At 37.4% G+C, this 13,959-nt stretch carries 15 protein-coding genes; 12 read left to right on the top strand and 3 right to left on the bottom strand.

Going from position 1 to position 13,959, the window contains the following annotated elements:
• The 3 genes from BST97_RS15920 to BST97_RS15565 all read left to right on the top strand — a co-directional run.
• Positions 1 to 323 (top strand): efflux RND transporter permease subunit (locus tag BST97_RS15920; protein WP_211277506.1); only part of this gene is annotated, 323 nt, incomplete at its 5' end.
• 4 nt (positions 324 to 327) lie between these two features.
• Complete coding sequence (locus BST97_RS15560; RefSeq protein WP_157111476.1) at positions 328 to 1,737, top strand: efflux transporter outer membrane subunit; 1,410 nt, start codon at positions 328 to 330, stop codon at positions 1,735 to 1,737.
• Positions 1,738 to 1,800: 63 nt separating this feature from the next.
• Positions 1,801 to 2,403 carry a TetR/AcrR family transcriptional regulator gene (locus BST97_RS15565; RefSeq protein ID WP_169711532.1) on the top strand — a complete coding sequence of 201 codons (603 nt, stop codon included), beginning with the start codon at positions 1,801 to 1,803 and terminating at the stop codon, positions 2,401 to 2,403.
• Between the two features lie 86 nt (positions 2,404 to 2,489).
• Here BST97_RS15565 and BST97_RS15570 read toward each other — a convergent pair whose 3' ends face one another.
• Positions 2,490 to 3,392 carry a mechanosensitive ion channel family protein gene (locus tag BST97_RS15570; RefSeq protein ID WP_085766288.1) on the bottom strand — a complete coding sequence of 301 codons (903 nt, stop codon included), beginning with the start codon at positions 3,390 to 3,392 and terminating at the stop codon, positions 2,490 to 2,492.
• A gap of 10 nt (positions 3,393 to 3,402) precedes the next feature.
• Positions 3,403 to 5,220: an SLC13 family permease gene (locus tag BST97_RS15575; protein ID WP_085766289.1), complete on the bottom strand. Its 1,818-nt coding sequence runs from the start codon at positions 5,218 to 5,220 to the stop codon at positions 3,403 to 3,405.
• Between the two features lie 125 nt (positions 5,221 to 5,345).
• Between BST97_RS15575 and BST97_RS15580 the strand changes: the two genes are divergently transcribed.
• The gene (locus BST97_RS15580; RefSeq protein WP_085766290.1) at positions 5,346 to 5,789 is read left to right on the top strand and encodes a hypothetical protein; all 444 of its coding nucleotides are present in this window, start codon (positions 5,346 to 5,348) and stop codon (positions 5,787 to 5,789) included.
• Positions 5,790 to 5,916: 127 nt separating this feature from the next.
• Here the strand turns inward: BST97_RS15580 and BST97_RS15585 are convergent, their stop codons facing one another.
• Complete coding sequence (locus BST97_RS15585; RefSeq protein WP_085766291.1) at positions 5,917 to 6,744, bottom strand: tyrosine-type recombinase/integrase; 828 nt, start codon at positions 6,742 to 6,744, stop codon at positions 5,917 to 5,919.
• A 905-nt stretch (positions 6,745 to 7,649) separates the two neighbouring features.
• Between BST97_RS15585 and BST97_RS15595 the strand changes: the two genes are divergently transcribed.
• The 8 genes from BST97_RS15595 (at position 7,650) to BST97_RS15645 (ending at position 13,790) form a co-directional block, all read left to right on the top strand.
• Entirely contained in the window at positions 7,650 to 8,051 is a 402-nt protein-coding gene (locus tag BST97_RS15595) for a hypothetical protein (RefSeq protein ID WP_085768289.1), read from the top strand.
• Between the two features lie 29 nt (positions 8,052 to 8,080).
• A complete protein-coding gene (locus BST97_RS15600; RefSeq protein ID WP_085768290.1) occupies positions 8,081 to 8,845 on the top strand; it encodes a BRCT domain-containing protein in 765 nt (254 codons plus the stop codon).
• 139 nt (positions 8,846 to 8,984) lie between these two features.
• Entirely contained in the window at positions 8,985 to 9,527 is a 543-nt protein-coding gene (locus BST97_RS15605; RefSeq protein WP_085768291.1) for a hypothetical protein, read from the top strand.
• Positions 9,528 to 9,751: 224 nt separating this feature from the next.
• Positions 9,752 to 10,138 (top strand): hypothetical protein, encoded by a 387-nt coding sequence (locus BST97_RS15615; protein ID WP_157111478.1) that lies wholly within the window; start codon positions 9,752 to 9,754, stop codon positions 10,136 to 10,138.
• A 47-nt stretch (positions 10,139 to 10,185) separates the two neighbouring features.
• Positions 10,186 to 10,374 carry a hypothetical protein gene (locus BST97_RS15620; protein WP_085766295.1) on the top strand — a complete coding sequence of 63 codons (189 nt, stop codon included), beginning with the start codon at positions 10,186 to 10,188 and terminating at the stop codon, positions 10,372 to 10,374.
• A 540-nt stretch (positions 10,375 to 10,914) separates the two neighbouring features.
• Complete coding sequence (locus BST97_RS15630) at positions 10,915 to 12,741, top strand: ATP-binding protein (protein ID WP_085768294.1); 1,827 nt, start codon at positions 10,915 to 10,917, stop codon at positions 12,739 to 12,741.
• 263 nt (positions 12,742 to 13,004) lie between these two features.
• A complete protein-coding gene (locus BST97_RS15635) occupies positions 13,005 to 13,193 on the top strand; it encodes a hypothetical protein (protein WP_085768172.1) in 189 nt (62 codons plus the stop codon).
• Between the two features lie 282 nt (positions 13,194 to 13,475).
• Complete coding sequence (locus BST97_RS15645; RefSeq protein WP_085768296.1) at positions 13,476 to 13,790, top strand: hypothetical protein; 315 nt, start codon at positions 13,476 to 13,478, stop codon at positions 13,788 to 13,790.
• Positions 13,791 to 13,959: the final 169 nt, after the last annotated feature.

A 13,959-nucleotide genomic window follows, 5' to 3' on the forward strand; every position in this document is an offset into this window, starting at 1 on the left:
AAAACGCAATATTAATTGTAGAATTTGCGGTTCAAAGAAGGAAAATGGGTGAGAGTATCCTAAATGCTGCCATCGATGGAGCAAAGTCAAGACTAAGACCTATTCTTATGACTTCTTTTGCTTTTATTCTAGGATTATTGCCACTAGTTCTAGCACAAGGTGTAGGTGCCGAAGGAAATAAATCTATAGGAACTGGTGCTGCTGGTGGTATGCTCATAGGAACTTTACTGGGATTATTTGTCATTCCCATCCTATTTATTTTCTTCCAGTGGATACATGAAAAAGTGTCGGGCAAACAAAATGTTCAATCAATTGAAAGTTAAGCTAATGAACGCAATTCAAACTATATATCGAGCAAAATACCTCACCTTAATTGCTATAGCACTCACTTTACAAAGTTGTTTTGTCGCTAAGGATTATGTTCAGCCTGAAATGGAGGAGACTGAAAACTTATATCGTACTGATAACCTACCACAAGATAGCCTATCGATGGCAGCGGTTTCATGGAAAGAGATGTTTCTCGACTCCTATCTGTCTAGCTACATAGAAGAAGGTCTACAAAACAATTTAGACATACGAGTAGCCATTCAGCAAATCGTTGCCGCTGAAGCGTACATGAAGCAGGGTAAGGCTGGCTATTTACCTACACTCTCCACCACCGCACAGGCTACGCACCAGGAACTTTCTAAGAATAGTCAATTTGGTGGTTTCTTTTCTTCAATCGATCAGTATGAACTTTCAGGTAGTTTGTCTTGGGAAGCTGATATATGGGGAAAAATTAGAAGTAACAAACGAGCTGGAGAAGCGAGTTTTCTACAAACTGTTGCCGCTCACAAAGCTGTAAAGACAGAACTCATTGCGGCCATTGCGTCTAATTACTTTAAACTTCTAGCTCTTGATGAGCAACTACGCATTACTAAATCGACCATAAGAACTAGAGATAGTAGTGTTATTACAATAAAAGCGCTTAAAGAAGCAGGTGACGTTACTCAGGTCGCAGTAGATCAATATATCGCTCAGTACAACAATGCAAAAGCTCTGCAATTAGATATAGAATATGAAATTTTCAGGACAGAAAACAGCCTTAATCTCCTATTGGGAAGGCCAGGAAGACTTGTTGAACGTAGTGAACTTACACAGCAAGAAATTAACGCTGATATATCAATAGGAGTTCCTACTGCTCTCTTAAGAAATAGGCCTGATGTTATAGCTTCTGAATATGGCTTGATCAATGCGTTTGAACTTACAAACGTGGCACGGAGCAATTTCTACCCATCCCTAACAATAACGGGATCTGGAGGTTTTCAAAGTCTAGATATTGAGAAAATTCTAAACGCTAATTCCCTATTTGCAACAGTAGTAGGAGGTCTAACCCAACCCATATTTAACCAGCGTAGTATAAGAACGCAACATGAGGTTGCAAAAGCACAGCAGGAACAAGCATTTATAGAATTTAGAAAAACCCTGCTCACAGCAGGTAATGAAGTGTCAAACGCTTTGTACGCCTATAAAACCGAATCTGAAAAATTCAAATTTCGTAAAAAGGAAGTAGAATCACTAAGACAGGCTGAATCTGATTCTGAAGTCTTGCTGAAAAATGGATATGCAAACTACCTGGATTTACTTACTGCAAGAGAAAGCGCACTAAACGCTGAATTAAATGTCATTGATAATAAATTGCAACAATTGTTAACGATCGTTGATTTATATGAAGCACTAGGTGGAGGCTGGAGATAACAGATACTCTCAAGGATTTTAAAAACAAGTAGTTGTTTAATTTTGGCCATAATGTTGACCCTTATGATAAGCAAGTTAGAGTTATTGCAAGCCTCAGTTAAAAATTTCACTCGTTACGGCAGCAAGCGTGTTACGATGGATGAACTTTCTAAAACCTTGGGAATATCAAAAAAAACAATATACCATCATTTTCAAAGTAAAGAGGAGTTAATCAATGCTAGTATTAATCATCTTATAATCCACTATAAGAAAAATATTGACCAAGTCCTTTCTAAGAATCAGGATCCCATTATCAGTATCATATTACTTTACAAAAAAGGTTTTGAAGAACTACGTTCATTAACACCGTCCTTTCTTTATGGATTAGGGAAGTATTATCCAGAAGCTAAGAAGATTTTTGATGACTTCCGTAGATTCTTTGTTGATCATCTTATCCACGGACTCCTAGAAGATGCTAAATCCCGTAATCTAATCCATAAAAGCGTCAATATCAACCTGTTTTGTGACTTGTATTTTAGAAGAATCGAAGACTTATCTCATACAAATGATTCCTTACTGCTCGACTACTCAAACGATGAACTTTTAAAACACATGATCATTTTTAATATGAAAGGAATTTTAACTGAAACGCATTTGAATTCCTTTAACCTTAGTATTGATCTATAAATAACAAGCCATTGTACAACAATCAGTTCAAGCCACTGAAATCAAATTGATCCCGCTTTCGCGAAAGCGGAAACCTCAAAACCACATTATTCCCCAGTCCTACCTCCCAGCCTATCGAGAACCTCTTTTGAAACGTCCAATGTCCTAATGGGGAAAGGAATATTGATATTGTTCTCTGCAAAGACATCATTGATCAGTAAAATGGCTTTGTGCTGGGCATCATACATCTGGCTTTTCTTGACAAACTCAGTCCAGAACCGCACCATAAAATTAATGGAAGAGTCGCCAAATTCAGTAAAATAAAACTCGATGCGCTCTCCTACTTTTTGCTCAAATTCAGATGCGATCGCGTCTTTTACCAGCTGCTCCACTTGTCGCAGGTTTGAGCCGTAAGCCACACCGCAGGTTACGGCAATTCTGGAGCGATTTGCTAGCGAAAAATTCACAAAAGGCTCCTCGATAAACTTAGAGTTAGGCATAATGACATACTGGTTATCAGGTCGTCTCAGGACCAGGTTGCGCAAGCTTATTTCATGAACAAAACCGCTGTGCTCACTGGTCTCGATGTAGTCTCCTATTTTGATTTTAGGTAAAAAGGACAGCATGATCCCTGAAAAGGTGTTGCTCAAAGTGCCTTGAAGGGCAAGTCCTATCGCCAGCGCTACCACTCCGGCACCAGCCAGCAAACTGGTTAATGCCTTATCCAGATCCATGACTCCCAGAGCGATAAAAAATCCTATAACGAGAGTGATCGCATAGATGATCTTTACGATAATGCGGCGTATCGATTGGTTCTTGAGGTACTTTCTAAAAATTTTTCTAAGTACGGCTGAGAGCCCTTTGGCGATGAAGAAAAACACAACCATGACCACGATGGCCAGAGCGAGATTAGGCAGTCGCAAAATTATGGCATCCCACCAGCCATAAAGCTTGTCAGACAGCTTGGACCACATGCCCTGCTCTTGTATCAATCCTATATAATTTTTCATAATCTATGATTTAGAGTAAAGTGGAAAGCAACAAAGTGGCGGTTATCGCCAGCATAATGCTCAGAATACCTCCCACAAATAAAAAATGCCTGAATTTGTAAACACCTGTACCATAAATAAGCGCATTAGTCTGGTAGCCTACCGGCGTGAAGAAACTAAAGTTTGCCGCAAACATGACCGCGAGAATAAAGGGTTTTAAAGGCGCATCAAAACCGGTAGCAAGGCTTATTGCGATAGGTGTCATGATGATTGCTGTAGCGTTGTTTGATATTGTTCCACTCAGTAGCATGGTAAAAATAAAAATGAGCCCCAAAACCATCATGGATGACTGGCCGCTCAAGAGTTTCATGAGCTGCTCCGTGATCCAGGCATCAGTCCCGGTGTTGCTCATGGCGATTCCCAGTGGTATCATACCGGCGAGCAAAAATACGATCTGCCAGTTCACTTTATGGTAGATCTGCTCCAGTGAGATGTTGTTTGTCAACAGCAGGAGTCCCACCCCTGTGAGCGAGCTTGCCAGAATACTGAGTACGCCACTACTCGCCAGCCCTATTACCGCCAGCAATATCATGAGCGTAGAAAGCTTCCTGAACCTAGGGATGGAATCTTCTATCTCGTGCTCGTTTAAAACAGCTACGTTTTCGATTCTTTCCAGATCCCTAAATGATTCACCCTGCATCTCAACCAGTAGCCGGTCTCCAGGTTTGATACGTATATCGTTGATATCCTTGCGTATCAAGCGTGCCTTTGTGTTGCGTATGTTTTTACGTTTTTGCAGTGCCAGCGGGAACGCGTTATAGATTCTAGATTTGCGCACCTTGCGCAAGGTTTTGCCTATGAGGTTAGAACCTGGCAAAATGAGCAGTTCCACATATTTCAATATGGGAGCTTGTTTGACCTTCTCTTTTTTGGTTTGTTCCTCTACTCCATCAAGTGGTTTTCGTTCTTTATGGAGTATGAGATCGTCTTCATGAATGAATTTGGCAAGATCTTCCACTTGTCCCATGAGTACCAGCTCATCCCCCTCTTTAAGACTTATGTATTTACCGGGAGCATTGATCACATTCATATCACGGATCAATTTAATGATACTGATCTCGGGATTGTCATTTAACAGTGTGTCTGAGAGCTTTTTACCTATGAGATCGCTTTTCTCTGTAAGCGTTACCGTGAAGAGGTATTCTTGAATCCCAAACGTATCTGCCGGGTCCAGTTGCACATCTTTGGGAAGCCAGCGCGAGGCTATAGTCATGAATACCACTCCTATCGCAAGAAAGATGAGGCCGTAAACGGTAAACTCAAAAAATCCCAAACGCTCTGCACCCAGATTTTGTGCCACAGAGTTGACGATGAGGTTTGTAGAAGTTCCCATGAGCGTGCAGCTCCCTCCCAAAATTCCAGCAAAAGAGATGGGCATCAAAAGTTTAGAAGCCGAGAAACCGTATTTGCTCGCCAGTTGCGAGACGATACGTATAAAGATGATCACCACCGCAGTAGTGCTTATAAATGCAGAGATACTCGCACTGATCAGCATAAAGACTGGTGTGATTAAAATAAGCGGTAAAATGCTCACTCTTTTAATCGCCTGGGTCAACCAGTCTATAACACCATTATCTTCCAGACCTATTGCAATGATCATGAGGCACAGTACAGTCACAGTTGCTGGATCAGCAAAACCACTTATGGCATCTTCTGGTTCTACCAGCCCCAGAATGATCAAGCTCACGATAATTAAAAAAGCAATCTTGTCTATGGGGAACCACTCTGTGAGGAATAACAAGATCGTCACCGCCAGCACGGCAAACACCAGTATAATTTCTAAATCCATAAGTAAGTAAAGACTGACTAAATGTATCTCTTATGCGAGCTACACCAGTACTAAATAATTATTAAACTTCATGAAGCTGTAAAATGAATTTGTAGGTTTAGGATGAGTTAATGTTCCTGTTTTCAATGAAAAAACGCCGCAAGTTACACCTCAGTTGGCTCTATGCTTTGATGACCAGCCTGCTTATCGTGGTGCTGTCCATAGTCCTGTTTAACATAGGTTTCAAGCAAGAGAGTTACATAAAGGTGCTGTATATTCCAGTATTGGCTTTCAGCATCTTATTGTATACACGCAATATTGCGGCACATGCCAAACATATTTTCTCCTTTAAAAAATTGTTTTTCTATGCCATGCGCACCAGCGTGTTTACGTGCGTTTTTCTTTATCCACTCATCATGCTGTATCTCATTTACTTTTACTCAGACGGTGGCATTATCAAGATGAGGGAAAGCGTGATAGGTGACGCAGGCGATCTACGGGTATTATTTACCCTCGAGCTGGAGATCATGATTGTACTGACCCTGGCCTCACTTGCTGCCAGCGCTATTTATTCCTCAAAAAAAAGCTAGCCTGCCCAGTTGAAGGTATGCACGTTCTTTATGTCGTAGCGGTGCTAGTGGGTGATTACGCTTTCGCGAAAGCGGAAAAACAAATGTACCGGTGCTCCCAAAAATTTAAGAAACTATCCTAAACTAACTAGGAAACCAGCCCCACGAGATTAGGCAGCTTAACCAGCTGATTTGTGGTGATGTGGGTGTAGATGAGTGTAGTCTTGATATCATTATGACCCAGCAGCTGTTGAATCGTCTTTATATTAACCCCTTCATCTAACAAATGAGTGGCATGAGAATGGCGCAGGGAGTGTAGTGTCACGTTTTTATAAATACCGGCCCGCTGCGTCGCCTTCTTAAAGACAGCTCGCAGGCTGGAGGCTGAGTATTGTTCTTGCTGGGCGTTCTCAATGAGATACGTCTTAGGCAGAAACTTCTTGTAATAAGTCCTTAAAAAGATCTTGAGATCATGGGGCAGCGGCAGTATGCGGTCCTTTTTACCTTTTGAGCAAAGGATCTTTACCTGATCGCGCTTGCCATCTATATGTTCTATTTTAAGGTTAAGCAACTCACCAGATCGCAGTCCCAGTGCATATATAGTGAGTATCGCGGTGCGGTGCTTCTCATTTGTGATGGCGGCGAGTATATCTTTAACCTCTTCAATACTGAGTATGTCTGGCAACACCTTTTGAGGCCTGCGTGGCGCGACTGTGGTGAGGTCCAGCTCACGATTATGGACTAGAGACAGGTAAAGTCTTAGAGCGCTTGCGAGCTGCTTCTGGGTGGTATAGGCGAGATTTTGTGATAGGTTTTTCTCAACAAATTTTTTACGCAAGAAACTGGATTCTGCCTGATGGATGGGAATGAGATCTCCTATAAAATTTTGGAAAGCGATCAGTAAACCCGTATAGGTTTTTATCGTGTTAGGACTATATCTTTTGATTTTGAGCAGGGTGGTAAAATCGTCAAACATGCTTATATACCATTTATACCGCAATATAGATATTTGCTTAAAAACTTGCGGATATACCGCTAGAATGAGGTGTATATATGGTAGTTTTTGATATATTGCGGATATACACTAGTTGTCGGTGATTGCCCAAGGGACATGTTGCTCCGCCATGAAATCATCCATCCGAGACAAAAGTCCCCACAATCCACCGAGCGGTGGCACAACCAAGAACCAGATGACCATCAACCAATTTCAAGGCTCCCACAACATTCAATCACCGACAACGCCCACCGCGTGAAAATGCCCAATAAACAAACCAGCCACCTGGGGAAAACCATACCGGTGAGCGCACCACCGACAACAAGGCATAAAGCGAATGTGGCATTTTCAAAAGCTCTCTGTGTGGCGGCCAGAATCCAAAACTATTGCCTACTTTTAGAGGCAACAAACCGATTCCACCGATAACGCGAACCAGCCGAAAACGCCACACTCGCTTTATGCGGTGGGCGTTGTCGGTGATTGCCCAAGGGACATGTTGCTCCGCCATGAAATCATCCATCCGAGACAAAGGTCCCCACAATCCAACGAGCGGTGGCACAACCAATAACCAGATGTGCATCAACCAATTTCAAGGCTCCCACAACATTCAATCACCGACAACGCCCACCGCGTGAAAATGCCCAATAAACAAACCAGCCACCTGGGGAAAACCATACCGGTGAGCGCACCACCGACAACAGGGCATAAAGCGAATGTGGCATTTTCAAAAGCTCTCTGTGTGGCGGCCAGAATCCAAAACTATTGCCTACTTTTAGAGGCAACAAACCAATACCACCGATAACGCGAACCAGCCGAAAACGCCACACTCGCTTTATGCGGTGGGCGTTGTGTGTCATATTGAAAAAAAACGAAAATCGAATTTAACAATGTTTAATTGGTTCAAAAAGAAAGAAAAAATAGAAAATCCGATTGAAATTTCAGTTAGCGGAATTAATCCTCAAACCGATAATGAATTTCTATTTTACAACTTTGTGCAATTGACTTTTGCACCTCATTTGCAAAAATGGTATGAGAAAGCAAAGGAAAACGGACTTCAATTTAAACCGCAATACGAACAAGCAATAAAACAAAAAGTAAGTACAGGTAAATTTGAGAATCCACACAAATTTCCTTCATATTTTACAAATGGATTCGATTTTATTGGAATACAGTTTTTAAGTGGAACAGATGATATTTTAAGTGCATTTGAATTAGGCACTCACTTCATAATCGATGAAAAAATAGCATACAAAGAAAATTTCTTTTTCGTCCACCTAATCAAATTTTAAAACAAAAAGAATTTAAAGAAACTCTCGAAATGTTTGATATAGACGAAGAATTTGTAAAAGATTTTTCATTTGAGGATGTTTGGGACACGTTAGATTTAAAGTTAAGTTTCAATCATAGTTTAGTTGTCTGTTGGAACAAAGAGATTGAAATTCTTGAAGAAATATTAAAAGCCTATAGAATAAAAGATTACAACATAAATTATATACAAATAAGAGAAATAGCTAAAGACAATAATCTTCCAGATTTATTTGATAATCTTTTAAAGCATTTCAATTCTGACCTGAATATTGAAAATGATTTATCTCTTATAGCACCAACTCTTGCGTTGGAATTTGAAGATATGGGAATCAATCTAAATAACTACAGAAAAAACCTAAATCCAAAATCTAGCGAAAATTTCAACGAATTAAATCCTAAACCTTTAAAAAAGCATAAAACAAAGCCAACTACTTTAGACATTCAAAACGAAAACCTATCTCACATTCGTAATTACTCTATTGACCCGAAAGAGATTAGTAAAATTGATATTAAAAACAAAGGATTTATTTTTACTGGAGAAATAACTACAGACAGAGATACAGCAAAAGAATTCATAGAACAAAATGGTGGAATAATAAAATCTGGAATTACAAGCAAAGTCGATTATGTTATTATCGGAGCTGACTTTGGTTGGTCGAAAATCCAAAAAATACACGAACTGAACGAAAATAAAAATTGTAACATAAAAATATTAACCAATTCGGATTTTGAAAATCTGAAAAAAAATACGCCACACAACAATGGCTATAAGTAATTGCTTGTTCTCGCCTACTTCTGAAAATCCTCGCGGATTTTCAGTTTGGTGTGTACTTGCAAAGTTAACCGCAAAACCACGCAACTACTCATAGCCGAGACCGTTGTGGTGCATTTAAAAAAAAATCGAATAAGATAAAATGGCTTTTTTAGGATTTATATTTGTTTTATTGCCAATTTCAATAATCTTATTTCTATTATGGGTTTTCACTAAGAAAAAAATATTCGGAATTGGACTTTTAATAATGTGGGGCGGATTAATATCGCTTTTACTTTTATCATTTATCCTGAGACCACTTTGGGAAAAAAAGATTTTAGAGAAATCTGATTTTTATGGAGAATATATAATTGACAGAAATTATTTTTCGGGAAAACAAGCGGATTGGCAATACAATCATTTTCGATTTGAAATTAAAGAAAATGATTCAATATATTTTTACGTAACTGATGGAGAAATAATAAACAAAACTTATAAAGGAAAAATATCAACTCTTACACCATACAAATCAGCAAGACTTGTAATTGAAATGGAAAAACCTACTCATCACATATTTACAACTAATCCAACTATTTATCGTGAAGTTTGGGACTTTTTTATGGTGTTTAATTCACCAAGATTTCATAATATGTATTTCCGAAAAGGAGAATGGAAAAAATTGAATAGAAGAATAAAACGAAAATAAAAAACGACACCACAACAATGGCTATAAGTAATTGCTTGTTCTCGCCTACTTCTGAAAATCCTCGCGGATTTTCAGTTTGGTGTGTACTTGCAAAATTAAGTGCTAAACCACGCAACTACTCATAGCCAAGGCCGTTGTACAACATACCCGAAATGAACAAACTGCTGACAATTTCACTACTGATTTTCTTATTTCTGTCCTGTAAAAACGACAAGAAATCTGAATTGGAATTTTATGCAGAAAATCAAACTTCATTTTTCGATTTGAGAAATGGAGACTGGACAAAAAACTCGTGGATTAGAAAACCTGAAAATCTAAAAATGGTTCACGAATCGTTTAAAAATTTTGGGTATGGAAAACTTGAGAATCTGATTTCAAAAAGCAAAAGTCATTTCCTAATCGAAGGAATTTATATAAAACGGAATTTCGAGAATTTAATAGACAGTTTGGAATTGACCTATAACAAACCTGAAATACAAACAAAATATTACGCTGAATTTTGGAATCGCAGAAAAGCGGAGAAAAATGATTCAATAATTTATGAAATCATTCGAGAATTCAACTCAATGAAAATGAACAAAAACAACAGAATAATGAAAACCAATTTGTAAATGACACATTATTTGACCTTTTAAAAATTGAGTTTGATATCGACAATTTGAATTCTGAAAAAGCAAAATCAAACTTTTATAAATTAAAAAAATACGGACTTCATCAATCTGCTCACAACTTGCTTTATGAACGAGCAGAATATTCCCAATTGGATCTAAACCGAAAAAAATTAAACCAAGAATTAACAGAAACAACGGAATTTGAACAACCCTGGCTTATTGATAATGAAAAATAAAGTACGTTGTACAACACCGTATAACAACAATTGCGGCTTTGTGTCCTGCGGACACAACCGCGCAGGCATAAAAGTCGGGAATTTTAGCTATCTTAGTTCTCAAACAATCCGCAACTGATTGTTATACAAGACCGTTGTCGGTGATTGCCCAAGGGACATGTTGCTCCGCCATGAAATCATCCATCCGAGACAAAAGTCCCACAATCCACCGAGCGGTGGCACAACCAAGAACCAGATGACCATCAACCAATTTCAAGGCTCCCACAACATTCAATCACCGACAACGCCCACCGCGTGAAAATGCCCAATAAACAAACCAGCCACCTGGGGAAACCATACCGGTGAGCGCACCACCGACAACAAGGCATAAAGCGAATGTGGCATTTTCAAAAGCTCTCTGTGTGGCGGCCAGAATCCAAAACTATTGCCTACTTTTAGAGGCAACAAACCGATTCCACCGATAACGCGAACCAGCCGAAAACGCCACACTCGCTTTATGCGGTGGGCGTTGTAAACAAGCGCTAACCAAATCCATCTAAAATGAAATTGAATAAAGTAAAACTCAAAAACTTTAGAGGTTATTCAAAAGAAACGGAAATTCTGATTGAAGATTTAAACGTTCTAATTGGTCGAAATGACGTAGGAAAATCTTCAATTCTAGAGGCCTTAGATATATTCTTTAATGGTAAACCAGATAAAAATGATTTATCAATTGATCACGATAATTCCCAAGTTGAGATTACTTGTATTTTTAATGATATTCCAGAATCACTAATTTTAGATGACACCGTAAAGACTTCCCTAAAGGATGAGTTCCTCCTAAACAAAGAAGGAAATCTTGAAATTAAAAAGAAATTTCCCATATCTCGAACAGGAAGTGTGTCAGAAGAAAGTGTCATTATCTGTGAACATCCAGATAATCCAAAACTTGAAGATTTACTTTCGAAAAAAAGAACAACTTTAAAGTTATTTTTTGAAGAACTAAAAATTGATGATAAAGGTGTCAATCGAACGAAAAGTAAGGAAATTAGGAAAGCAATAAGACAACATTTTTATGAAGATGAAATTCAAACTGAGACCAAGGAAATAAAAATTGACGGAAAACTGGATAACGAAGATAACAAAAAGAAAATATGGACTAACTTAAAAAAATACCTACCATTATTCTCGTTGTTCTTCGTTGATAAACCTCTAAATGATCAGGATTCTGACATACAAGATCCAATGAAAGAAATTATAAAAGAGGTTTTAAAACGTGACGAAATTCAACCTCTATTGGATACATTAAAAAATGCTGTTCAGGATGCTTCTACAGCAATGGCAGATGAAACAATTGAAAAATTAAACGAATTAGATTCCGAATTAGCTGAGACTTTAAAGTCTAACTTTCCAAAAGAACCTACCTGGAACTCAATATTTAAATTAACATTAGAAGATAATCGCGGCGTCCCCCTAAATAAAAGAGGAAGCGGGATGAGAAGACTAGTCTTATTAAGTTTTTTTAGAGCACAGATTGAGAAAAGAAGAACAGCTAATGCTCCAAATATAATCTATGCTCTAGAGGAACCCGAAACATCTCAACATCCAGATTTTCAAATTATGATAGTTAATGCATTGAAGGAATTATCAGAAACCGAAAATGCTCAAGTACTTTTCACTACTCATAATTCAAATCTTGCTAAGGAAATTTCAAAATCATCATTACGATATATTTATAAAGACGAGCAAGGTGAAAATCAGGTTGAAAATGGTACAAATGATGATGGAACTGATAATGAAAATATAATTGATAGAATTATAGAAACACTTGGAGCACTACCAGACCCAAAAAATAAAGTCCAGTGTTTAATTTTCGTAGAAGGTGAAAATGATATTAATGGTTTAATAAATTATAGTAAACTACTTAACGCTCACGATAGTGAAATTCTAAATTTAGAAAACAATGAAAAAATAGCATTTATTCCTACTGGAGGTTCACAATTGAAATACTACATTGAAAAAAAGTATCTAGATGGTTTAATTCAAGCTCAAGTTCATATTTACGATTCGGATGTTGCGTATTATATTCAAAGTATAAAAGACTTAAATGCAGAAGGAAATCCTAATAAAGTCGGATATAACACAAGTAAATTGGAATTAGAAAATTTTCTACATCCAGATGCGATTAATGAATGCTACAAAGAATTAAATATTCCAATAGAAATAACGGAAGTATTAGATAGAGAAGATGTTCCGAAAAAAGTTGCAAAGGCTGTACACAATACAAATGGTGATACTGAATGGGAGAAAATGCATCCTGACAAAGCAAAATTAGCTGAAAAGCAAAAGAAAAATTATCTAAAGCCAAACGCCAGCTTAATAATTTAGCAATAGAAAAAATGACAATTGAAAGATTAAAAGAAAGAGACGGTTTCGACGAAATAAAAGATTGGCTAAATAAAATCAAAACATTTTTAAATTAAATTCAATAAACGCCAGTTTACAACACCGTATAACAACAATTGCGGCTTTGTGTTCTACGGACACAACCGCACAAGCATAAAAGTCGGTAATTTTAGCTATCTTAGTTTTAAACAATCCGCAACTGATTGTTATACAAGACCGTTGTAAAACATTTAAAACCAAATAAAATGCAAAAAGTAATCACAGTAACGACACATACAAATATCATCGATAAAGATGATAAATTCACCGAAAAAGAATATACTAAACTAAATGAATATTTAGAAGACGGATATGAGGTTAAGCAAGTAGTACCTGTAGTCACTAATTCAGATTCAAGTTATATGTATTCAATTACATTCGTATTAGAAAAGTAAAATTGGAATAATGGAAGTAGTAAATATAATTCTGACAGTTATTTTAGTCGTAGTAACTTCGATATACACCTTCATTACATATAAAACTCTTCTTTCTTATAAGAATCCAATTTTGTTCCTACGAACTTCATTGATAGATACTAAACACGAATGGGATAAATATTTAATGAGAGATTTAGACCCAGTACAGGAGCAAATTCGTGGACTTTCCAAAATTACAATTGACAAAAAAATTAAATTAAACTTGTAAATAACGGAACAAGTCCAGCATATGATATAGTGATGAAATATGAAATTCAGACTTTTAAAAATGATATAACTTTCGGAATTGACGAAGCCGACGTGAAAGACTACAAAGCTGTTCAATATAAGAAATCAATAAGAGAGGTAAATTTCAACTATTTAGCACCTAAAGAAGAAATTGATATAGATATTGTTTTTACATCTAACTTTCCTAAAATCGAAATAATTGTAACCGAGTTAAAATCTAAAGAAGTTTCAAGTATAAAAAAACCGACAACAATTTTTGTGTATAACAATAATGAACATTGTGAAATTGGAGATTCAATTGACTACAGAAATATGGTTGGAGTATAAAAACGTTTTACAACAATATATAACAACAATTGCGGCTTTTTGTCCTGCGGACACAACCGCGCAATCATTAAAGTCGGGAATTTTAGCTATTTTTATTTCTAAATAACTCGCAACTGATTGTTATACAAGACCGTTGTCGGTGATTGCCCAAGGGACATGTTGCTCCGCC

It is taken from the genome of Nonlabens spongiae (assembly GCF_002117125.1).
Classification (GTDB): domain Bacteria; phylum Bacteroidota; class Bacteroidia; order Flavobacteriales; family Flavobacteriaceae; genus Nonlabens; species Nonlabens spongiae.

Excerpts from the sequence above, each read along its gene's own strand:
- BST97_RS15605 (WP_085768291.1), top strand. The coding sequence starts at position 8,985 with ATGGCTTTTTTAGGATTTATATTTGTTTTATTGCCAATTTCAATAATC.
- BST97_RS15575 (WP_085766289.1), bottom strand. The coding sequence starts at position 5,220 with ATGGATTTAGAAATTATACTGGTGTTTGCCGTGCTGGCGGTGACGATC.
- BST97_RS15585 (WP_085766291.1), bottom strand. The coding sequence starts at position 6,744 with ATGTTTGACGATTTTACCACCCTGCTCAAAATCAAAAGATATAGTCCT.
- BST97_RS15645 (WP_085768296.1), top strand. The coding sequence starts at position 13,476 with ATGAAATATGAAATTCAGACTTTTAAAAATGATATAACTTTCGGAATT.
- BST97_RS15630 (WP_085768294.1), top strand. The coding sequence starts at position 10,915 with ATGAAATTGAATAAAGTAAAACTCAAAAACTTTAGAGGTTATTCAAAA.
- BST97_RS15635 (WP_085768172.1), top strand. The coding sequence starts at position 13,005 with ATGCAAAAAGTAATCACAGTAACGACACATACAAATATCATCGATAAA.
- BST97_RS15560 (WP_157111476.1), top strand. The coding sequence starts at position 328 with ATGAACGCAATTCAAACTATATATCGAGCAAAATACCTCACCTTAATT.
- BST97_RS15570 (WP_085766288.1), bottom strand. The coding sequence starts at position 3,392 with ATGAAAAATTATATAGGATTGATACAAGAGCAGGGCATGTGGTCCAAG.
- BST97_RS15600 (WP_085768290.1), top strand. The coding sequence starts at position 8,081 with ATGTTTGATATAGACGAAGAATTTGTAAAAGATTTTTCATTTGAGGAT.
- BST97_RS15580 (WP_085766290.1), top strand. The coding sequence starts at position 5,346 with ATGAAAAAACGCCGCAAGTTACACCTCAGTTGGCTCTATGCTTTGATG.
- BST97_RS15595 (WP_085768289.1), top strand. The coding sequence starts at position 7,650 with ATGTTTAATTGGTTCAAAAAGAAAGAAAAAATAGAAAATCCGATTGAA.
- BST97_RS15565 (WP_169711532.1), top strand. The coding sequence starts at position 1,801 with ATGATAAGCAAGTTAGAGTTATTGCAAGCCTCAGTTAAAAATTTCACT.